Below are 21889 nucleotides of genomic sequence, written 5' to 3' on the forward strand. Positions count from 1 at the left end.
GACCCTATGGGCCAGCCAGTCAAACCTCTGACACATTTACAACAACTGGAAGCTGAAAGCATCCAGATTTTCCGCGAAGTAGCGGCCGAATTTGATAATCCGGTGATGTTGTATTCCATAGGTAAAGATTCCTCTGTGCTGCTGCATTTAGCGCGCAAAGCTTTTTATCCGGGCAAAATTCCGTTTCCACTCTTGCATGTTGATACCCGCTGGAAATTCCGCGAGATGATCGAGTTCCGTGACAAAGTGGCGAAACAATATGGCTTTGATTTGCTGGTGCATATCAATCCGGAAGGTGTTGCTATGGATATGAATCCATTTACCTACGGTAGCTCGAAACACACTGACGTGATGAAAACCCAGGGCTTAAAACAAGCGCTGGATCAGTACGGTTTTGATGCTGCTTTTGGTGGCGCCCGCCGTGATGAAGAAAAATCCCGAGCGAAAGAAAGGGTCTATTCATTTCGCGACCAACACCACAGATGGGATCCGAAAAATCAGCGTCCTGAGCTGTGGCATACCTACAACGGTCAGGTGAATAAAGGCGAAAGTATTCGTGTATTCCCGCTGTCGAACTGGACTGAGCTGGATATCTGGCAATACATCTATCAGGAAAAAATCGACATAGTGCCGCTGTATTTTGCTGCGGTGCGCCCTGTGGTTGAGCGCAACGGCACTTTGATTATGGTGGACGACGAACGTATGCCACTGAATCCTGGTGAAGTACCAGAGCAAAAACTGGTGCGTTTCCGTACTTTAGGTTGTTACCCGCTGACGGGGGCTATCGAGTCTTCTGCCGACAGCCTGACAGGTATTATTGAAGAGATGCTGTTGTCGACTTCCAGTGAACGACAAGGCCGGGTGATTGACCACGATTCCAGTGGTTCTATGGAAAAGAAAAAACGTGAGGGGTATTTCTGATGTCAGTCGCCAATGAATTAGCCCAAGTAGGCATTGAGCAGTACTTAGAGCAGCAACAGCATAAATCGCTGCTGAAGTTTTTAACCTGCGGCTCAGTCGACGATGGTAAAAGTACGCTGATCGGTCGTTTATTGCATGACAGTATGCAGATTTATGAAGACCAACTGGCGGCTTTGCATAAAGACAGCAAAACCCATGGCACCACAGGTGAAACCATAGATTTAGCTTTGCTGGTCGATGGTTTACAGGCTGAGCGTGAGCAGGGCATTACCATAGACGTGGCCTACCGGTATTTTTCCACCGACAAACGTAAGTTTATTATTGCCGACACCCCAGGCCATGAGCAGTACACCCGCAATATGGCCACAGGCGCGTCGAACTGTGACCTGGCTATTATTCTGGTGGACGCCCGTTATGGCGTGCAAACTCAGACCCGTCGTCATAGTTTTATTTGTTCTTTGCTGGGCATCAAACAGTTTGTGGTTGCCATCAACAAAATGGATTTATTAGGTTTTGACCAGCAGCGCTTTGAGCAAATTAAACAGGATTACCTGCAATTTGCTGCACAGCTGAACGTGCCTTCTATTCAGTTTGTGCCTTTGTCAGCCCTGAATGGCGACAATGTAGTGCATAGCTCAACCCAAACGCCCTGGTATCAGGACGGTCCTTTATTGAGCTTGTTAGAAAAGGCTCCTGTCACAGGTTTTAACTGGCAAGCCGAAGCCCGCTTGCCGGTGCAGTATGTCAGCCGCCCTAACCTGAACTTCCGTGGTTTTGCCGGTACTATCGCCAGCGGCAGCTTTAAAGTAGGTGATGCCATTGTGGCTTTACCTTCAGGCAAAGGCTCCACTATTAAGTCTATTGTCACTTTTGATGGCGAATGGCAGGAAGCAGTTGCAGGCCAGGCCGTGACTCTGACATTAAAAGACGAAATCGATATCAGCCGTGGTGATGTAATAGTGCCTGCCACTCATCATGCAGCGGTATCCAACCGTATTCTGGCCAAAGTAGTCTGGATGCATGAAGAACCGTTGCTGATTGGCAAAAGCTACAACATCAAACTGGCGACAAAAAAGGTCAGCGGTAAAGTCACAGCTATAGCACACAGCATAGATGTGAATACGCTAGCGGAACATCAGGCCGACAAGCTGGAGCTGAACAGCATAGCGCTGGTTGAGCTGGAACTGACCGAAGCTGTGGTGTTTGACCCTTATGCGCAAAACCGTGATACAGGTGGTTTTATCTTTATCGACCGCATCAGCAATATCACTGTGGGTGCTGGTATGGTCGACAGCGCTTTGGCCAGCGTCAGCAGTAAAGCTGAATTCAGTGAGTTTGAACTGGAATTGAATGCCTTAGTGCGTAAACATTTCCCACACTGGCAGGCACTGGATTTAAGCCAGTTGAAAAAAGGCTGAGCATGAGTCTGGAGCAGTACGGCGTATTCGCTATTTTGGCAGGGTTGATTGCCCTGCTGACCCTGACACGGCTATCGGCCGCCTGGGTATTTGGAGCAGTGGCCGTACTGACTTATCTGACGGACTTGCTCAACGTACAACAATTTGCCGCCAGTTTTACCGACTCCTCGTTATTAACATTGGTGTTGTTATTGCTGGTGTCTATAGCGCTGGAGAAAACCCGGCTGATCAGTTGGGTAGGGCAGCAGCTTAACAACGGCGGCTTACGTACCGTACTCACCCGGCTTTGGGTGTCCACTTCCTTGTTGTCGTCATTTACTGCCAATACCGCAGTAGTCGCCAGTTTAATTGGTGCTATTAAACGTAGTCAGAAGTTTGCCCCAAGCAAGCTGATGTTGCCTATGGCTTTTGCGGCCACTTTTGGTGGCACTCTTACTTTGATTGGCACCTCCACCAACTTAGTGGTCAACAGCTTTTTAGATAAAGCCGGTTTGCCCTTACTCGAGTTTTTCACTACAACGGCCGTAGGTGCTGGAGTGGTGCTGTCTGGTATGTTGATGATGTGGCTGATTGCAGACCGTCTGCCTGTCACTGAAAAAACAGTAGATGAAGCCGACTTGCAGTATTTCCTTGAAGCGCGTTTAAGTGCGGACTCAGTACTGATTGGAAAAACTATAGGTGAAGCAGGCCTTCGGCATCTACGGAAGTTGTTTTTAGCCGAAATAGTGCGGGGTGATCAGAATATAGCGCCTGTTTGCCCGGACGACCGCTTGCAGCAAGGGGATGTATTACTCTTTGCCGGTGATATGGAATCTGTGGCTTTATTGCAGGAAATTCAGGGTCTGACTTTGTATGGCCATCACAGCATGAATGGTCAGGCGTTGGTGGAAGCTATTATCAGCCATTCGTCGAGCCTGAATGGCGTATCTCTGAAAGACGCCAAATTTCGTGAAGAGTTTGATGCTGTGGTAGTTGCAGTCAAACGTGGGCAGGAACGCCTGCAGGGCGGTTTAGGTTCTATAGTGCTGCAAACCGGCGATACCTTATTGCTGGTGCCGGGCAAAACCTTTCATCAAAACAGCAAACTCAATAAAGAGTTTTTATTGGTAAACGGCGTTGATTCGGCGACCCGTTTATCCTTGCGCCGCAGCTGGGGTGTGTTATCTGCTTTTGTTGCTGTGATTGGTTTATCCATGACTGGCGAGCTACCTTTACTCAAAGGGCTGGTGTTATTACTGATAGGTTTAATGGCGACAGGCATTATCAGTTTGCAGGAAGTCAGGCGGCGTTTTCCACTGGATATAGTGCTGATTGTAGGTGGTGCTTTGGTGTTGTCGCAGGCGATGGAAAATACTGGTGTATCTGAACTGCTGGGGCAGGGCTTGTTGCAGGTATTTACTGGTTACCATTTATTCTGGGCTTTAGCCGCTTTGTATTTTTTCACGCTGATACTGACGGAGCTGATGTCCAATAATGCTGCCGCTGCTTTGGCTTGTCCTTTGGCTATCAGTTTGGCGAAAGCTTTTGGTATCGACCCTATGCCTTTTATTATGGCGGTACTGTTTGGTGCCAGTGCCAGCTTTATATCGCCATGGGGTTATCAAACCAATCTGCTGGTTTATACAGTCGGTAACTACAAATTAAGCCAGTATGTCAAAGTGGGTTTGCCTATGGCGCTGGCCTATTCGATAGCTGTATTAGCCTTAATTCCATTGTTTTTCCCTTTTCAGTCGCTGTAAGGAATTTTTATGAGTCAGGTCGTTTGGCAAAACTATCAAATCAGCCGCGCCGATCGTGAGCAACAAAACGGTCATCAGGGCGTTGTATTGTGGTTTACCGGATTAAGCGGCGCAGGAAAATCCACAGTGGCCAACGCGTTAGAGCAGGAATTAGTAAAACGTAAAGTGCATAGTTATTTGCTGGATGGCGACAATGTGCGTCATGGTTTATGTGCTGATTTAGGCTTTAGTGAAGCCGACCGCACCGAAAATATCCGCAGGGTAGGTGCAGTAGCAGGTTTAATGCTGGACGCTGGTTTGGTGGTTTTGAGCGCCTTTATTTCGCCTTACCGTGCCCAGCGTCAGGCAATAAAAAACAGCCTGCCGGAAGGTAAGTTTTTAGAGATTTATATCGCCACCTCTTTGGATGTGTGCGAGCAGCGTGACGTCAAAGGTTTGTATCAAAAAGCCAGACGTGGTGAAATCAGTCACTTCACCGGGATTTCCGATCCTTATGAAGCACCGGAGCAACCGGATCTAACGATAGACACAGCACAGCAAAGTCTGGAGCAAAGTGTTGATCAACTGATTGCCTTACTGACTGAAAAAGGAGTGCTAAGCTAATGTTGGAACTGACACAGGATTTATTGCAGCAAGTACGACGTATAGCTGTTGCTGCAGGTGAAGCCATTTTAACTGTCTATCAGCGTGACTTTAGCGTTGAACAAAAAGACGATGACTCGCCTTTAACCGAAGCTGATTTAGCCGCTCATCACCTGATTTTGGCTGAACTGAATAAGTTAACGCCGCATGTGCCTGTGTTATCCGAAGAAGCGGCTGATATTCCATGGTCAGAACGTCAGCAGTGGACAGAATACTGGCTGGTTGACCCTTTAGATGGCACCAAAGAGTTTATTAAGCGTAACGGCGAATTCACCGTTAACATCGCCCTTATTCAGCAAGGTGAGCCTGTGCTGGGCGTAATTCACGCACCAGTGCTGGATAAAACCTATGCAGCAGCTGAAGGTTTAGGTGCAACCCGACAACAAGATGGCCTAACAGAAACTATCAGGGTGGCATTAACGCCATCAGCCGGTGAGGTAGTGAAAGTGGTCGGCAGTCGCAGCCATTACAGCGCTGATGTGGAAGACTATTTAAGCCGTTTCCCACAACATGAACTGATAGCTGTAGGTAGTTCGCTGAAGTTTTGCTTAGTGGCTGAAGGCAGTGCGCATTTGTATCCACGTTTTGGCCCTACTATGCTGTGGGATACAGGCGCAGGTCATGTGATAGCTAAAGTCGCAGGTGCCCAGGTGGAGTATCAGGGGATAGCCAATCCGGCTTATCACAGAGAAAATCTGAAAAACCCAAATTTTCTGGTCAGCGCCTTATAATTCAGTGAGTTAAACTAAATGCTACAAAATAATACTGTCTTGTCTTACCAAAGCAGCCGATAATGTATACACCCTTGAACTTGAAGCGACAGCTGTCTTGACTTCAGTTATCTTGGGTAAGGATAAGGCAGTTGAGGTGGGTATGAATCTGTTAAGTCGGTTGCACAAGGCTCCGATCCGGGTATTGCGGTTACAACGGCGTAAAAGTATGTCGCGTATTCGCTTTAGCATGATTCGGCTCAGAATGGCCTTGTCGCAGGAAACAGATGAAACCAGACGCATGCTGATTATTTATCAGCGCTCTTTACAGGGCAAAGCCACCCAGGCTGAAATGCGTTTTGCCAATCACCAATTGGTGGACGTGTTAAGAGCAACAGGCTTGGGCATATTCGCCGTGTTACCTTTTGCGCCTATAACTATTCCTATCCTAATTAAACTCGGCCGCAAGCTGGGCATAGAAGTGTTGCCAAGCTCCTTTCAGCCCAAAGCAGATAAACCGAAAAAGCTACCGGATTACGAATCTTAGTTGCAGTTCTTAACTCTTTGAGCTTCTGAATTTTTTCAGCAACTGGTCCTGTTCAAACCACACCACAATAATCAACGAAATAGCAAAAGGGATCAGCAGATAAAATAAGCGGAATACCAGTAACGCAGCAATCACATCGGCCGGATTCACTTCAGGCAATGCCAATAAAAACATTACTTCCAGTACACCTAAACCACCTGGTGCATGCGATAACAAGGCCGCAGAGAAAGACGCCAGAAATATACCCAATACCATAAAATAACCTGGGTTACTTTGTTCGGGTAAGGCGTAATAAATAATGGCAGCAGCGGCCAATAATTCCAATGGCGCTACAATCAGCTGACGGCAAACCAATGAAAAGCGAGGGTACTCCAGCTTCATCTTCCATAAATTGATACAGCGTTTTTTCGCCAGGCTACCCCATAAATACAAAGCCACCAGAAACAACATGCCAGCGCCAAGCAGGAAAGCTATCCATTCAGGTATGGCTTTATGAAAATGGGCAGGCAGGCTGGGTTCGATCATCAGCGCTATGCCACCCAACAAAATACTGCCCAAGGCGAAAGTGAAAGAACAGAACGCAACCAGAATACCTACTTCGCCGGCGGTTAGGCCTTGCGAGCGATAAGCCCTGTAACGCACTACAGCGCCGGAAAATACCGAAGCACCTAAGTTATGGCCAATAGCATAAGCGGTGAAGGAAGCGATGGAAATAAAGGTCCAGGATACTTTTTTACGCAGATGAGATAACGCCAGCCTGTCGTAGCCCGCTAAGGCCACGTAAGCAAAGACTGTTGCTAATCCAGCCATCAGCCAACCATGCAGAGAAATGGCTTCAAGGCTAAGAACTACATCTTCATAGGAGATATCTTTGAGCTGCTCAAGCAGCACATAGACTGAAAATGCTACAGCGGCCAAACCTAACAGCGGCCAGAAGTAGTCTTTTTTTATCATCATCTCAATCCTTGTCTGATCGCATGTTTTTGCGTTGTGGGCAAAAACGGTAACACAACCATGACGTGTCTTGCGTGTCAGGTGTCCTGCATTATCCATTGTGGTTAAGCAGTGAACCTGACTTTATGGTTATTACAATGGGTCTATCTCAGCATCCACAACAGGCTTTGGCAAGTTAAGCCGTCCTTTTTGGTGACTGGTTGCTTAAAACTACAGCAAACAAGACAAAAACCGGCATGTTGAATTCAAACTGCCGGTCTATTACCTGAAAACTTAACTGCCTTTAATCGTCATGATGGCCACTATCGCAATCAATACCGGAGAAACTACAGCAGCTAACAACCAGTAAATTTTCTGCACAGCGGCTGGCACTTCACCCGCTAAAATGGCTTTAATTTGTGGCCAAATTCGCCAGCCGACAAAAGTCGCTGCAAACATACCACCTAAAGGCATCAACACATTAGATGCCATAAAGTCCATCGCATCAAATGGGGTTTTTCCGAAAATGGTATAGCTTTCCATACCACCGCCGAAAGACAACGCAGCCGGAATACCTAACACCACATAGTTCACTACAGCAACCCAAATAGTGGCTGTCTTACGCTCCATGCCATATTCATCAATCAGGAAAGCCACTACAGGTTCCAGAATAGAGATTGAAGAAGTGACAGCAGCAAACAGCAGCAAACAGAAGAATATTAAAGCTAACACCTGACCACCAGCCATCTGGGCAAAAAGCGCAGGCATAGTGATAAAAGTTAAACCCGGGCCAGCAGCAGGGTCGACGTTAAAAGCGAATACTGCAGGTAGAATCATCAGGCCAGCCATCACAGACGCCAGAGTCGCTAAACCAGCTATCCATAAACCTGCGTTCACTACTTTGGTTTCAGGACTTAAATAAGAGCCATAAGCCACCATTAATCCAGCGCCTACAGACAAGGAAAATACAGCTAAACCTAAAGCATCCAGCACCATCTTAATGCTCAATTTGCTCCAGTCCGGCGTAATAAAGTACATCACACCTTCTATCGCACCTGGTAAGGTCAGGCTGCGCCATACCATCACCAGCATTAACACAAACAGCGCTGGCATCAGAATTTTACAAATACGTTCAATACCAGACTGAACACCTGCAATCACAATGACTGCTGTGATGATCATAAACAGAGCTGTGTAGATTAAAGAGGAGGTTGGATTAGCGATAAAGTTAGTAAAAGTATCACTTAACACTTTGGCGTCTGTGGTCAACACTGTGCCCTGAATAGTTTGCACTATATAGGCTATGGTCCAGCCTCCTACCACACAGTAGAAGCCCAGAATTAAAAAGACCCCAAGCACAGAAAGCCAACCTGCGACATGCCAATAGCCTTTGCCCATGGCGCGATAGGCTGAAGTGGCAGATTTTTTGGCAGTACGGCCAATCATCATTTCTGCCAGCAACATCACCACACCAACAGAAAACACACAGGCCAGATACACTAATAAGAATACGCCGCCGCCATTGGCGCCTGCGACATAAGGGAATTTCCAGATCGCGCCAAGGCCCACTGCAGAGCCTGCTGCCGCTAAAATAAATCCGATACGCGAACCCCAGCTGCCGCGTGTTGTAGAGTTAGTCATGCTTATCTCTTATGTAGTTATAGTTTTTTTGGACTTGGTTATACCCGTCGCACTTGTGGCCTCACTGCAATCCCCATTACTTTGGGTATATCCTGACTCACAGTTAAAGATGGAATGAGTCTGGAAGTCGCAGAAGTTACACCTTGGTGCAGCAGCAAGATAGAGGAAATCTGTGTCAAAAAGCAACCAAAAAACCGCCGCTGTCATTAATCTATCGTTAAACTCTGGTTAGTTTAACTAAAACAATGAACGAAATTAGCTGAAACACCGTTCTATAGTAGGTAAGAGCAGTCTGACCAGGAGTCACTAATGCGTTTTAAACTAATAATCTGGATTTTCATCATGGCCTGTAGTTTAACCTTTGGCCTCGCCAAAGCCTCTGCCCGCACCAATAGTGTTGAGTTTCCTGCGGGTTTACCCTGGGTCAATGTGACAGAACCTCTGACGATGCAGAAATTAAAAGGCAAGGTAGTGTTGCTGGATTTCTGGACCTATGGCTGCGTCAATTGTATTCACGTGATCCCGGACCTGCACAAGCTGGAGCACAAGTATGGCAACAAGCTGGCTGTGATCTCAGTGCACTCCCCCAAGTTTGATAACGAAAAGCAGCTAAGCACCTTAACTTCTATAGTGCGGCGTTACGGTATGCAGCATGCGGTGGTGAATGACGTTGATTTTCAGTTATGGCGCTCTTACGCGGTTCGGGCCTGGCCTACTTTTGTGCTGATAGGCCCGGATGGTAAATACGTTGGCCAAACTTCAGGTGAAGGCCGTTACGATGTGTTGGATCAAGCCATTGAACAATTGCTGGCCGAGTTTAAAGGCGAACCGAATCTTAAACCTCTGCCTATTAAATTACTGGACCCGCTGGATACTCCATTAGCAGCCCCAGGCAGTTTGACTGTGGACGAACGTTATATTGCCATCAGCGACACCTTGCATAACCAAATCGTACTGCTGGATCATCAGGGTAAGCTGGTGAAGCGTTTAGGGTCTGGTATAGCTGAACTGAAAGATGGCCACAGCGACAGCAGCGCTTTTTCGTCTCCTCAGGGTTTGGTACTGACAGACAAATCTTTGTATGTGGCTGATACAGGCAACCATGCTATTCGCCGTATTGATTTAACCACTTTCCAGGTGACGACTATTGCAGGCAATGGTGAATTGGCACAAGGCCGTTTAGTGCCGGGTTCAACACCAACTGAAGTATCGCTGCGTTCCCCATGGGATTTGGTCATGGATAAAACCACTTTGTATATCGCTATGGCGGGCAGTCATCAAATCTGGACTTTGGATTTACAAAACTCACAATTAAAAGCTTTTGCCGGCACAGGACAAGAAGCTTTGCTGGACGGTGAACGTGGTGATGCCGCTTTTAATCAGCCAAGCGGTTTAGCTTTAAGAGGCAATAAGCTGTGGGTTGCAGACGCAGAAGCCAGCGCAGTGCGGGAAATAGACCTGAGTTCTGACAAAGTAGACACTTTAGTGGGGCAGGGTTTATTTGAATTTGGTTTAAAAGACGGTGGTTTTAAACGGGCTTTGATGCAACACAATAAAGACGTGGTGTCACTGGATAAAAATACCCTGGCCGTGGCTGATACCTATAACCATAAAATCAGGTTATTGGATTTGGATGAGCAGCAAGTTATGACTTTAAGCCTGGGCACAGAGTTAAACGAACCTGGTGGGCTGGCTGTGTTTAATGGTGAGCTTTATATCGCCGACACTAATAACAATAGAATTTTACGCTGGCATCTGAAGGACCAGAAATTGTCTGAAGTGCAGGTGCCTGCGTCCGCTAAGGCAGATACAAAGCCAAAGTAAGTGGAGTCTGGTACACTGAATGCAGAATAGTTGGGAAACTCAAAATGCGTTTAGATAAGTTTATTTGTGATTGTACCGGTCTGACTCGTAGTCAGGCCGGCAAAGTAATACGCCAAAAGCTGGTCACAGTGAATGGCGAAATTGCCAAACAACCGGCCTTGCAACTTAAAGCCTCTGACCAGGTGTTTTTAGAAGGCGAACAACTGCAGCTGATTGGTTTACGTTATATAGTCATGCACAAACCTGCTGGTTATATCTGCTCGACTGAAGATCCAGACCACAATACTGTGTTCACTTTAATGGATGAACCTCTGATGGAGCGTTTGCACACAGTCGGCCGTTTGGATTTGGATACCACAGGTATGGTGCTGATCACAGACGATGGTCAGTGGTCACATAAAATCAGTTCACCTAAACATCACTGTACTAAAACCTACAGGGTATGGTTGGCTGACCCTGTGCCTGAAGCAACAATTACAGAGTTCGCTGAAGGCATTATGTTACGTGGTGAAAAAGACTTAACTAAGCCTGCGAAGCTGGAAATCATCGATCCACATCAGGTCCTGCTGACGATAAGCGAAGGTCGTTACCATCAGGTCAAACGTATGTTTGGAGCTATAGGTAACAAAGTGGAAAAACTACACCGCGAACAAATTGGCGACCTGCCACTGGACCCGGATTTAGCCGAAGGCGAGTACCGTTATTTAACGCCTGAAGAAGTGGCTCTGTTCCGCTAAAAGCTTAAAAAAGGGGTCAGCTGAGATTGTTCACACTGCGCAATCTGAGCTGACCTCTTTTTAATTCATCTGCAATTCAGACGCCCAGCCTATACTTCCCACCAAGACGGCAGCAAAAGCATATAACGGCATAGTCTGTTACAACTTTTTACCTGATGTATGAACACTTCGCCTTGGTCTGCAGCGTGCTGTCCGTTAAACTAAGCAGGTCTAATCTCATTTGTGTTATGGAGTTTTGTATGTCAAAAATGAAAATCGCTATTGCAGCATTAGCTGTTGGTGCTTTGATGTTGTCCGGCTGTTCAGCTACCCATACGGCGATCAGCAAGCGCAATCTTGAAGTTCAGACCAAGATGAGTGATACCATCTTTTTAGACCCTGTTGCAGATGATAAACGTACTGTGTTTGTACAGGTACGTAACACCTCAGATCAACAAGGTTTATCCATTGAACCTCAGATCATCGAAGCAGTGCAGTCTAAAGGTTACCGTGTAGTGCGTGACCCTGAGCAAGCCAACTTCCTGTTACAAGCCAACGTGTTACAAGCTGGTCAAACTGATTTACGTAGCCAGAATGAGCTTTTAGGTAGCGGTTTTGGTGGCGCTTTAGTGGGTGGTGCTATCGGTAACCAGTTTGGTAGTGGCAGTGGTCGTGCTGGCGCTACAGTTGCTGGTGCACTGATAGGTTTAGCTGCTGACGCTATGGTCAAAGATGTGCATTACAGCATCATTACTGATTTACAGATCTCTGAACGTGCGAAAAAAGGCGTGGTTGTGCTGGAAGAAAACAAAGCCAGCTTAAAACAAGGCAACAGTGGCTATAAAAATGTCACGTCCACTGAAGAAACCGAGTGGAAACGTTACCAGACCCGTATTTTGTCTACTGCGAATCAGGTCAATATGGAATACGCCGAAGCTGAGCCTGAGTTAGTAAAAGGCCTGATGCGTTCTATCTCCGGCATTCTGTAACTTTTAGTCGTAAATAAGTTTCCCAGTGGCCGCTGTTTTGTTGTCTTCGGCGGCCATTTTTTACTCGGGCTATCCTGCCTTGCTCTTCTTTGAAAGTTTTTAATTGATCGTCCTGTCTCTATTCGCAGTATTTATTGCAGTGATATAGAAGGATGTGCCATGAACAAAATTACTTTATCTTTACTGCTGGCGTTAAGCCCTGCTTTGCATGCCGCTGAACAAGCTACTCCTAACCAGTTTATTGACGTCTTCGCCAAAATTTTTGGTGAACATAAAGGCGAGCGTAAAGGTCATGCCAAGGGCTTTTGTGCTGTAGGCAGTTTTCAGGCTTTACCTGATGCCAAAAACTTCAGTTCAGTAGCCTGGTTATCCGGTGAAACTGTTCCTGTGACCGCACGTTTTTCAATGGCTGGTGGTAATCCTAAAGCACCTGAAAATGCCCGTTCTCCCCGAGGTTTAGGTTTGCAGTTAAAAACTGCTAATGGTCAGCTGCAGCATTTTGCTATGTTAAGTACGCCGGTCTTTGGCGCTAAAGATCCGGAAAACTTTTTAGGTTTACTGCAAACTCAAATTCCTGACCCTGCAACAGGTAAACCTGATCTAGCCAAAATTCAGGCCTTCCGCGCAGCTCATCCAGACACTTTGCCTCAGGCTGAGTATTTAGCGAAAAACTCTCCACCATGGAGCTACGCCACTACACCTTATTTTGGTATTCATACGTTCTTTATCAAAGACAACAGCGGTGTCGAGCAAAAAGTACGTTGGCAGTTTGTGCCTAAAGATGGCGTGAAGGGTTTAACTGAAGCCGAAATCAAAGCGCCAGCCACAGACTTTCTACAAAAACGGTTGGCTGATCGCTTAGTCAAAGGTGCAACTCAGTGGACTATGCAGCTGGTGCTGGGTGAAGCAGGAGATACTGAAACTGATCCGTCGGTATTATGGCCTAAAGAGCGTAAAACTCTGGACATAGGGTTGTTATCCATCACAGAGCAAGGCGGCGAAGCCTGTACAGGCCTTAACTTTGATCCAAACGTGCTGAGTACAGGTTTGCGTGCAAGCGCCGACAGAGTGCTGCAAATGCGCTCTCCTGCTTATGCCATCTCTTTTGGTAAACGCCTGACAGGCCAATAACAGTATTTAACGCTAAAACGAATGCACCAGAGGAGTGCATTCGTATGCAGTCTGGCCCTGTGGCTGGAATTTGACTAAGCTGGGTCAAATTCAAAAAAACAGGGATCTTCGAATGCTGAATAAATCATTGCTCGCGCTGGCTTTAGCAGTTGCTTTAACGGGCTGCGGCAAAGCGCCGGAACAAGCCACCACCACTGCAGAAACACCGGCTGCAGTTTCTCAAACTGCTGTTCAAAGTACAGAAGCAACACAGCCCTGGTGGCAGGATGCAGTGTTTTATCAAATCTGGCCCCGCAGTTTTTATGACACCAATGCCGATGGTACAGGCGATTTTAAAGGCATCGAAGCCAAGCTGCCGTACTTGCAGGATTTAGGTATCAACGCCATTTGGTTAACACCAATGTTTGAGGCCCCTTCTTATCATGGCTACGACTTCACAGAGTTTTATCAGGTAGAACAAGATTACGGTTCTATGCAGGATTTTGAAGAGCTGGTACAGGCGGCCAAAGCCAAAAACATTAATATTATCCTCGATTTAGTCATCAACCATATTTCCGACAAACACGACTGGTTCCAGCGTTCTGCCAAAGGCGAAGCACCTTATAAAGACTATTTTGTCTGGCGTGATGAAATGCCAACAGATGGCTGGGGTCCGGCCTGGAGCACTGAAGTGAAGCCAGAAACTGTCTGGCACTGGAACGAAGAACGCAAAGCCTTCTACTACGCTGCTTTTGGTGCATCACAACCTGATCTGAATTTAAAACACCCTGATGTGATTGCTGAAATGAAAAAGATGGCCAAATTCTGGCTGGACAAAGGGGTTGCTGGTTTCCGTTTAGATGCAGTGCGTTATGTGCAGGAAGATGGCCCGCAGCAACGCGCTGATACCCAGGGCACTATCGACTATTGGGTCGACTTTACCCAATACGTTAAAAGTGTGAAGCCGGACGCTTATCTGGTGGCTGAAGCCTGGGTTGATTTACCTATAGCAGCCAAGTACTGGGGCGATGGCAAAGGTCTGGATGCTGGTTTTGATTTTGAATTTGGCTACAAAGTGCTGGAATTGCTGAATGTAGGCAAACAAAATGCCGAATTTGGCACTATGCAGCAGCAAGGCAGCTCAACTGGCGACAATCTGCTGATGGCGAATTTGCAACAGCGCAAAACTACCTCTGCGCCTATGGAGTTTTTTAGCCCTTTCCTGACCAATCACGATCAGCCACGTTTAAGCTGGCAAATAGGTCAGGACTTTAACAAAGCCAAACTGGCTGCGGCTTTGTTGTTCAGCTCACCAGGCACTACTTATATCTATTACGGTGAAGAAATTGCGCTTACTCAGGCATCGGATAAAGAGCATTTACACCGCCGCTCGCCAATGTTCTGGGACAACAGCGCTCAGGCAGGTTTTAGCACCGCCGACAAAGTCTGGGTGCAACGTGATGATTTATTCCCGCCTCAGGCAGAAAGCAGTTGGTGGACACCATTCCTGACGGCTCAGCAACAAGGAGCGAATAACGTCGCAGCTCAGCAGGCGGATGCGAAGTCTGTCTGGTCTTTGTATAAATTCCTGATCAAACAAAAAGCCGACCGCGCTGAGTTTGGTATAGCGGGGGACTACAAAGCAGAGTTTTTAGCTGAAGGTAAGTTGCTGAAAATATTGAGGTCTTTGGGTGATAAACAAAGCCTGATGCTGCTGAACTTATCAGCCGACACTATGGCAGTTCCAACTGATTTAGTGCCAGCTGGCTTCACTGCGACCTGGCAGGAAGATGAAACACCAGAGTTAAATGCCCATCAACTACAAATCTGGCAAAACTAAATGAAAATGGGGTCAGAACACATAAGTTACGCCTAACTTATGTGTTCTGACCCCAATTTTAAGTCAATATAAAAACTGCTGCCTTGGCCTGTCGTACTTTCAAATGACAAGGCGCCACCATGATGTTCCATTATAGATTTGCTGATACTCAAGCCTAAACCTGTGCCGCCAAAATTCCGTACATCAGAGGTGTCCGATTGGCTGAAAGGCCGGAAGATAAAGGCCTTAAATTCTTCGTCTATGCCAGGGCCCCGATCGATAATGGCGATACGGATTTGTTCATTCAGTGACTGCACCTTGATCTGCACTGTGGAGTTGGCAAAAGAAAACTTAGCGGCGTTGGATAATAAATTGGCCAGCACCTGCATCAGGCGATTGCTATCAGCCCATAACCATAAATCGTCAGGCACAGTGTCTAACTCCAGTGTCACCTGATGCTGTTCCGCATAACCGGCCATTTGCTCCACGGCACCACGCAGCAAAGGCTGCAGCTGCACTTTGGCAAAATGGAAGTTCATCTGGCCTGCTTCAATTTTTTGCATATCCAGAATGTCATTAATCAACCGGATCAACCGCTGGCTGTTTTTTTCAGCCAGTTCCAGCATGGCGCGAATTTTTGGTTCAGGTTCACCTAAGGCATTGCCCAGAATTAAACCCAAAGCACCATGGATGGAGGTTAAAGGCGTACGCAGTTCATGGCTGACGGTAGAGACAAAACGGTTTTTCAGTAAATCCAGCTGTTTGCGGGCACTGATATCTTCATACACTGCGATGCCAAAGGTCAGTTCACCGTGTTCGTTGTAACCAGGCCGGCCCCAGGCCTGCATCTGACGACGAATGCCATCCTGCTCAATTTCCATATCTTCGGTTTGGCTGGTTTCGCCGGACAAAGCTTTGGCGGCAGGCATTTGTTCTGCCGGATACACTTTGTCTGTGCCAGCAATAAAAGCAGAAGGTTGTAGCGGTGCAGGGCCCAGTAGTTCTTCGGCGGCTTTGTTATGGTAGTAGGGCTGCAGGTCTTTACCCTGCACTACGACACCCATAGGCAAATCATCAATCCATTGCCGGAACTGGTGTTGGGTCGTGACCTGCAAAGAGGCTGTATAAGTTATAAAAGTGCGGACCACCACAAAAAATACAATGCAGTTGACGATAATGTAGGTGGCCCACGAAGCCGAATCTGTGACATAACGGCTGATGCTGACCGGAATAGACAAATATCCCGACATAAAGCCAAAGGCTGTGCCAATCATGCTCAGAAAGGTGGCCAAAGCTAATAAAAGAGCTACTCTGGCCTGATACAACACATGAGCAACCAGACAACTTAACACCAGCCACCAGATCCCTGGCGAGGCAAAACCAAAAGTTAAAGCACCAGGTAGGCCAACCAGCCAAAACACCAGGATCAGCAAGCCGCCTTTTAAGCGCAGTGACATTTTATGGCAAATCAAAGCACCAGAAACCAGCAAAGTCCCCACTACCAGATGCACTGTATACACAGCTAACCAACCTGTATTGAAGGAGCGTAATATCGACAATGGCACTGCTATCAGTGCAATAAGCGCAAAGCTGCGCCACAACGAGTTGGTAAACTTGTGTCGGATAGTGCTGAGCTGATGTTGCAACTCAGTAGTGGAGGTGCTCTGAGGCTGACTCAAAAAAACTGATCTCTGCAGCTGTAATGCATTCACTCTAACCAGCAGTGCCGCAAGGTGCAATCTATCCTTGTGTTTGGACGTGAAATAAAGCTCAGGGCCGCTAGAGCAACGGCCCGGTAATAGAAAATTTTACAGATGAATTCCGCCCGAGACTTCAATACGCTGGCCATTAATCCAGCCACTTTGTTCTGACAATAACATCTGAACCACACCACCTATATCGTCAGGTAAGCCGACGCGGCCCAATGCAGTTTGTGATGCAATGTAGTGATTAATATCGGCATTATCACGCACTGTGCCGCCACCAAAATCGGTTTCAATAGCGCCTGGTGCAAGCGTATTTACTCTGATACCACGGGCACCTGATTCCAGCGCCAAATAACGGCTTAACACCTCAACCGCACCTTTCATTGCGGCATAAGCGCCATAACCAGGCAAGGCAAAACGGGTTAACCCTGAAGATAGATTCAAAATACGGCCGCCATCGGCGATTTGCGGTAACAACTGCTGAGTTAAGAAAAACACCCCTTTAAAATGCACATTCATCAGCGCATCAAATTGCTGCTCAGTGGTTTCACTCAACGGGGCGTGAGCACCAAAACCTGCATTGTTTACTAAAAAGTTAAACTGATCACGTTGCCATGTTTGCTGCAAATGAGTGGCTAATTGCTTTGAAAAGTTAGCAAAAGAAGATACATCACCAGTATCGAGCTGAATGGCTACTGCTTTACGGCCCAACCACTGTGCTTCTGCCACCACAGCTGCAGCTTCGTCAGCTTTGCTGTGGTAAGTAATAATTAAATCCACACCGGCTTTGGCCAAAGCTAAAGCGGCATTTTTGCCTAAACCACGGCTGGCACCTGTAATTAAAGCGATTTTCTGACTCATGTTATGTACCCTTTATTTATGTTTGGCTAATTCAACAACTGCAGTGTATTGTTTGAATTAATTCGGATAAATAATGCAAAAACGAAATCACTGTTCGTAATTTTCGGATAGTTGCGGCGAGGAAGATCAAGGCATGGACAGAATTCAGCAGATGCAAATTTTCCAGCGAGTGGCCGAACTGGGTAGTTTTGTCCGTACCGCTGAACAATTGGGTTTACCTAAAACCAGCGTGTCAGAAGCTGTACAGCAGTTGGAAACTCAACTGAATGTGCGGTTGTTAAACCGCACCACCAGACGGGTTGAACTCACTCAGGATGGCAGCAACTATTACCAGCGTTGTGTTGAACTGCTGGCCGACTTTGACGAGTTGCAGCAGTTATTCCAGCAACAGCCTGAACAGCTCAAAGGTGTGTTGCGTATTGATATGCCAACTGGTCTTGCCCGTGAAGCTGTGATCCCTGCTTTGCCTGATTTTTTAGCCCAGCATCCGCAGTTACATATTCAATTGAGCAGCACCGACAGGCGGGTCGATTTAATAGCTGAAGGCTTTGATGCCGTGATCAGAGTAGGTCAGCTAAGCAGCAGTAGTTTAATAGCCAGGCCATTGTCGCAATTCAGGCAAGTGAACTGTGTCAGCCCCTCTTATCTGGATAAATATGGTTTACCTGCAACTCTGGCCGATTTAAGCAGTCACAGTTTAGTGTTTTACAGTCAGCAACTGGCGGGTAAGCCCGATGGTTTTGAATATCAGCAGGACGGTAAAACTAAATTTTGGCCTATGTCCGGTGCTATCACTGTGAATAATGCCGAAGCTTATACCGCCGCTTGTCTGGCAGGTTTAGGCATTATTCAGGTACCAGAAGTAGGGGTTCGTCAGTTGGTGCAACAAGGCAGGCTGGTGAAAATATTGCCAGACTATCAGGCGGCGGCCATGCCGGTTTCTGTGTTGTATGCACACCGTCGGCAGCTAAGCCGCAGGCTAAAAGTTTTTATCGATTGGTTGCAAGCTGTGGTGAATTCAGACTACAACTAAAGAGTGCATCATTGCTGATGCTAAACGTGCTAGTCTGCTTGTCCGGCGCCAATCTTCACCAACCATAACCAAGGAGCTTCAATGCGCTATTTTTGCATCAGTCTGTTGTTGTGGTTCAGCACTGTAACCCATGCTGCTATCCATATGCCTGATCAGTTTATTGTGGATGGTGTGCCACATGAGGTCGACAGCAGTCCTTTGGAAAAACTCTACGCTTCGGACCAAATTCGTCAGAAGCTACAAAACCAACCACAATGTGCTGCGGATCAACGTGGTTATCAGGGCGTTTGGGAATTAAAAGGTCAGCAGCTGTTTTTAAAAACCTTGCTGCAAAGTGATTGCAAAACCACCACCGCCAGCATAAACCCAACATTGTTATTTAGCGAAAAACAGTACCCGTTAAAAGCCAACTGGTTTACTGGTGCGATCAAAGTGCCGCTGACTGACAAAGATTACAAACATTGCCTGACCGATGAAGGTTCAGACGAAACCATAGGTTATGCCTATCTGGCGATGGTGTACGAGTTTATTGGCGGTGAACTGGTCAAACAGTCTGAACAGATTGTTACTGAAAACTGGCAAAGACCTCGCAATAACTGCGCTAATGTGCCAACAGCGCGGGTTTGAGCTGCTTTTATTCAAAAACCAAACATATCCGGGGTAGAGCCTATATCCGCTTCCAGGCTCTGATCCGGCTTACCAGCAAGCCGTGCTGCATCACGTCTAATCCTGCGGTTTTCCAGTAATTTTAAAATGCGGGAGCGTTCTTCCACGGGTTTGTTATGCCAGTTAAAGCGTTCGTCACGCGAGCGCAAGCAGCCGAGGCAATAACCTCTGCTGTTGTTTTCGCAGACCCCAATACAAGGATTGGGTAAGTCAAACAGCTCTAATTGATCCATTACACCAACAATCAACGCCACTCTGATTAAGATTCTGGCTTATTCTGCCTAAAAATGCAGCTTTTGTAATTTTTTTACAAAAATCGGCCAAAAGCAAAAATATCTGTTGACTTAAGATGTGTAGACGGCTATTTCTATAGGCATAAATTTTCGGCACCTAACGTAAAAACACCGCCGAAGTAAAAAATACTTAACCAAAGAGTTAAAATTAAAAAATGCGTTTAGCTTCTATTCTGAACATTATTGTGGTCCTCGTAATCGTGGTGATTAGTCACTGCGGGGGCTCGCGTTTGGAATTTTAAGCAGCAAAAAAATTCTCAACAAAACCCCCGCACCGAAAGGTCCGGGGGTTTTGTGTTTTAAGGTCCCCGGAAATTTCGAAAAAGGTTTTGTTGTACTGACAAACAGACGATAGAAAAGGATGGGATACATAATGAAAGGCGCAGAACTGGTTATCAAGCTGCTGGAGCAAAAGGGAGTCGAACATATCTTCGGCTATCCTGGCGGAGCTATTATGCCAATCTACGACGCGCTGTATCAGAGCAAAGTCAAACACTACCTGTGCCGTCATGAACAGGGTGGGGCTTTTTCTGCCATAGGTTATGCCCGCAGTTCAGGCAAAGTTGGCGTTTGTATGGCCACCTCAGGCCCTGGTGCGACTAACCTGATCACTTCCTTAGCCGACGCTTTATTAGACTCAGTGCCTTTAGTGGCCATCACAGGTCAGGTATCTCAAGCCGTAATGGGCACAGATGCGTTTCAGGAAGTAGACGTTTTAGGTTTAAGCCTGGCTGTGACTAAACACAGCTTTATGGTGACAGACGTGACTGAACTGGAACACACCTTAAACGAAGCCTTTGAATTGGCGATGTCAGGTCGTCCTGGCCCGGTCTTGGTGGATATTCCTAAAGACGTGCAACTGGCCGAAGTGCAGTTTAAGCCCCGTTTAGTTGAAGATGCTGCTTCCGCTCAGCAGCAGTTTTTACCAGCTGCAGCTTTAGATCAGGCACGTTTATTAATCCAAAACGCCAAACGCCCAATCGCTTACATTGGCGGTGGTGTGCATATGGCCGATGCAGTAACGCAGTTGCAGGACTTTTTAGCCACTAGCCCTATGCCTTCGGTGACCACTTTAAAAGCTATGGGTACGGTGCCGCCATCTAATGCCTATTACTTAGGCATGTTAGGTATGCACGGCACTCAGGCCGCCAATCATGCGGTGCAGCAATGCGATTTGTTAATCTGTTTAGGTGCCCGTTTTGACGACAGGGTGACAGGCAAACTGGCCGCTTTTGCACCGGATGCCAAAGTGATCCATATCGATATAGACCCGGCCGAGCTGCACAAATTACGCCGCGCTGAGTGCGCCATGATAGGTGATTTACGTCAGTTGTTGCCTGCGATGTCAGTACCCACTCACTGCGAAGACTGGTTAAAACATTGCCTGAACATGAAACAGCAACACGGCTGGCGTTATGACCATCCGGGTGAGCGTATCTTCGCGCCTTTAATGCTGAAACAGTTAAGCGAACGTATGCCGGACAACGCCGTGGTGTGTTGTGACGTAGGCCAACATCAAATGTGGGTGGCTCAGCATATGAGTTTTAGTCATCCACGTAATCATTTAAGCAGTGGTGGTTTAGGCACTATGGGTTTTGGTTTACCAGCCGCCATAGGTGCACAGTTAGCCAGACCAAAAGATACAGTAGTCACAGTCAGCGGCGACGGCTCTTTTATGATGAATGTGCAGGAACTGGGCACCATCAAGCGTTTCCGTCTGCCGGTGAAGATTGTCATAGTTGATAACCAGCGTTTAGGCATGGTGAAACAATGGCAGGAGCTGTTTTTTAACGAACGCTACAGCGAAACCGATTTATCCGACAACCCGGATTTTGTCTCTTTAGCTGCTGCTTTTGCCATACCAGGCCATAGCATCAGCCGTAAAGATGAAGTGTTACCAGCGCTGGAAGCCATGTTCACCTGGCCAGGCCCATACTTATTGCACGTTCGAATAGATGAAACAGACAACGTCTGGCCCTTAGTACCGCCAGGAGCAGCCAATCAGGATATGTTAACGGAGAAAGCGCTATGAACCATGTATTAACCATCCAGACTAAAAACCAACCTGTGGTATTAGAGCGGTTATTGCAGGTCACCCGTTACCGTGGCTTTGAAGTGGCCGGTATGGAAATGAAACCAATGGCCGATTTCAGCGGCTTGCTTGTGACTTTGTCTATCGTTAGCGACAAACCTATCAGCCTGCTGACCAATCAGTTAAACAAGTTATACGATATCGAATATCTGGATTGTGTTGAGTCTGAACGAACACAAGCCGAAGCAGGATCAATGCGGGCTTAAGCCGCTAAACTTAAGACAAATTA

Annotated in this window: 20 protein-coding genes; 15 read left to right on the forward strand and 5 right to left on the reverse strand. The window is 47.0% G+C overall.

Features of this window, described 5'->3' with window-relative positions:
• The first annotated feature begins 6 nt into the window (after positions 1–6).
• The 6 genes from cysD (at position 7) to LSG34_RS10810 (ending at position 5977) form a co-directional block, all read left to right on the forward strand.
• Positions 7–921, forward strand: coding sequence for a sulfate adenylyltransferase subunit CysD (cysD, locus tag LSG34_RS10785; RefSeq protein WP_053423049.1), 915 nt, complete (start codon positions 7–9; stop codon positions 919–921).
• Positions 921–2339, forward strand: coding sequence for a sulfate adenylyltransferase subunit CysN (cysN, locus tag LSG34_RS10790; protein WP_233009105.1), 1419 nt, complete (start codon positions 921–923; stop codon positions 2337–2339). Before cysD ends, cysN begins: the two co-directional genes overlap by 1 nt.
• Positions 2340–2341: 2 nt before the next feature.
• Complete coding sequence (locus LSG34_RS10795; RefSeq protein ID WP_233009106.1) at positions 2342–4078, forward strand: SLC13 family permease; 1737 nt, start codon at positions 2342–2344, stop codon at positions 4076–4078.
• A gap of 9 nt (positions 4079–4087) precedes the next feature.
• A complete protein-coding gene (gene cysC / locus LSG34_RS10800) occupies positions 4088–4681 on the forward strand; it encodes an adenylyl-sulfate kinase (RefSeq protein WP_233009107.1) in 594 nt (197 codons plus the stop codon).
• Complete coding sequence (gene cysQ, locus LSG34_RS10805; protein ID WP_233009108.1) at positions 4681–5451, forward strand: 3'(2'),5'-bisphosphate nucleotidase CysQ; 771 nt, start codon at positions 4681–4683, stop codon at positions 5449–5451. Before cysC ends, cysQ begins: the two co-directional genes overlap by 1 nt.
• Before the next feature lie 142 nt (positions 5452–5593).
• Positions 5594–5977 (forward strand): LETM1 domain-containing protein, encoded by a 384-nt coding sequence (locus tag LSG34_RS10810; protein ID WP_233009109.1) that lies wholly within the window; start codon positions 5594–5596, stop codon positions 5975–5977.
• Positions 5978–5986: 9 nt separating this feature from the next.
• Here LSG34_RS10810 and LSG34_RS10815 read toward each other — a convergent pair whose 3' ends face one another.
• A complete protein-coding gene (locus LSG34_RS10815; protein ID WP_233009110.1) occupies positions 5987–6934 on the reverse strand; it encodes a lysylphosphatidylglycerol synthase domain-containing protein in 948 nt (315 codons plus the stop codon).
• A 270-nt stretch (positions 6935–7204) separates the two neighbouring features.
• Positions 7205–8551 (reverse strand): sodium-dependent transporter, encoded by a 1347-nt coding sequence (locus LSG34_RS10820; protein ID WP_233009111.1) that lies wholly within the window; start codon positions 8549–8551, stop codon positions 7205–7207.
• A gap of 309 nt (positions 8552–8860) precedes the next feature.
• Here LSG34_RS10820 and LSG34_RS10825 point away from each other — a divergent pair, with 309 nt between their 5' ends.
• The 5 genes from LSG34_RS10825 to LSG34_RS10845 all read left to right on the forward strand — a co-directional run bounded on the left by LSG34_RS10825 (position 8861) and on the right by LSG34_RS10845 (position 15030).
• Complete coding sequence (locus LSG34_RS10825; RefSeq protein WP_233009112.1) at positions 8861–10375, forward strand: thioredoxin-like domain-containing protein; 1515 nt, start codon at positions 8861–8863, stop codon at positions 10373–10375.
• Positions 10376–10419: 44 nt separating this feature from the next.
• Positions 10420–11112: a 16S rRNA pseudouridine(516) synthase RsuA gene (rsuA, locus tag LSG34_RS10830; RefSeq protein ID WP_233009113.1), complete on the forward strand. Its 693-nt coding sequence runs from the start codon at positions 10420–10422 to the stop codon at positions 11110–11112.
• A gap of 239 nt (positions 11113–11351) precedes the next feature.
• Positions 11352–12080 carry a complement resistance protein TraT gene (locus LSG34_RS10835; RefSeq protein WP_233009114.1) on the forward strand — a complete coding sequence of 243 codons (729 nt, stop codon included), beginning with the start codon at positions 11352–11354 and terminating at the stop codon, positions 12078–12080.
• 159 nt (positions 12081–12239) lie between these two features.
• Positions 12240–13211 (forward strand): catalase family peroxidase, encoded by a 972-nt coding sequence (locus LSG34_RS10840; RefSeq protein ID WP_233009115.1) that lies wholly within the window; start codon positions 12240–12242, stop codon positions 13209–13211.
• A gap of 112 nt (positions 13212–13323) precedes the next feature.
• The gene (locus tag LSG34_RS10845) at positions 13324–15030 is read left to right on the forward strand and encodes an alpha-amylase family glycosyl hydrolase (protein WP_233009116.1); all 1707 of its coding nucleotides are present in this window, start codon (positions 13324–13326) and stop codon (positions 15028–15030) included.
• Between the two features lie 32 nt (positions 15031–15062).
• On the opposite strand, the gene LSG34_RS10850 is transcribed toward LSG34_RS10845, so the two are convergent.
• Together LSG34_RS10850 and LSG34_RS10855 are read right to left on the reverse strand one after the other, a co-directional pair.
• Positions 15063–16688 (reverse strand): ATP-binding protein, encoded by a 1626-nt coding sequence (locus tag LSG34_RS10850; protein ID WP_233009117.1) that lies wholly within the window; start codon positions 16686–16688, stop codon positions 15063–15065.
• 129 nt (positions 16689–16817) lie between these two features.
• On the reverse strand, positions 16818–17576 hold the full coding sequence (locus LSG34_RS10855) for an SDR family NAD(P)-dependent oxidoreductase (RefSeq protein ID WP_233009118.1): 759 nt from the start codon (positions 17574–17576) through the stop codon (positions 16818–16820).
• A gap of 133 nt (positions 17577–17709) precedes the next feature.
• On the opposite strand from LSG34_RS10855, the gene LSG34_RS10860 reads away from it, so the two are divergent.
• Together LSG34_RS10860 and LSG34_RS10865 are read left to right on the forward strand one after the other, a co-directional pair.
• Positions 17710–18609, forward strand: a complete 900-nt coding sequence (locus tag LSG34_RS10860) for a LysR family transcriptional regulator (RefSeq protein WP_233009119.1) — start codon at positions 17710–17712, stop codon at positions 18607–18609.
• Between the two features lie 81 nt (positions 18610–18690).
• Positions 18691–19236, forward strand: a complete 546-nt coding sequence (locus LSG34_RS10865) for a hypothetical protein (RefSeq protein ID WP_233009120.1) — start codon at positions 18691–18693, stop codon at positions 19234–19236.
• Positions 19237–19247: 11 nt separating this feature from the next.
• Here LSG34_RS10865 and LSG34_RS10870 read toward each other — a convergent pair whose 3' ends face one another.
• Positions 19248–19529 (reverse strand): DUF1289 domain-containing protein, encoded by a 282-nt coding sequence (locus tag LSG34_RS10870; RefSeq protein ID WP_233009121.1) that lies wholly within the window; start codon positions 19527–19529, stop codon positions 19248–19250.
• 412 nt (positions 19530–19941) lie between these two features.
• On the opposite strand from LSG34_RS10870, the gene ilvG reads away from it, so the two are divergent.
• Together ilvG and ilvM are read left to right on the forward strand one after the other, a co-directional pair.
• Positions 19942–21600, forward strand: a complete 1659-nt coding sequence (ilvG, locus tag LSG34_RS10875; RefSeq protein ID WP_233009122.1) for an acetolactate synthase 2 catalytic subunit — start codon at positions 19942–19944, stop codon at positions 21598–21600.
• Entirely contained in the window at positions 21597–21866 is a 270-nt protein-coding gene (gene ilvM / locus LSG34_RS10880) for an acetolactate synthase 2 small subunit (protein ID WP_233009123.1), read from the forward strand. The genes ilvG and ilvM overlap by 4 nt, the downstream gene beginning before the upstream one ends.
• Positions 21867–21889: the final 23 nt, after the last annotated feature.

Source organism: Rheinheimera faecalis (assembly GCF_021290965.1).
Classification (GTDB): domain Bacteria; phylum Pseudomonadota; class Gammaproteobacteria; order Enterobacterales; family Alteromonadaceae; genus Pararheinheimera; species Pararheinheimera faecalis.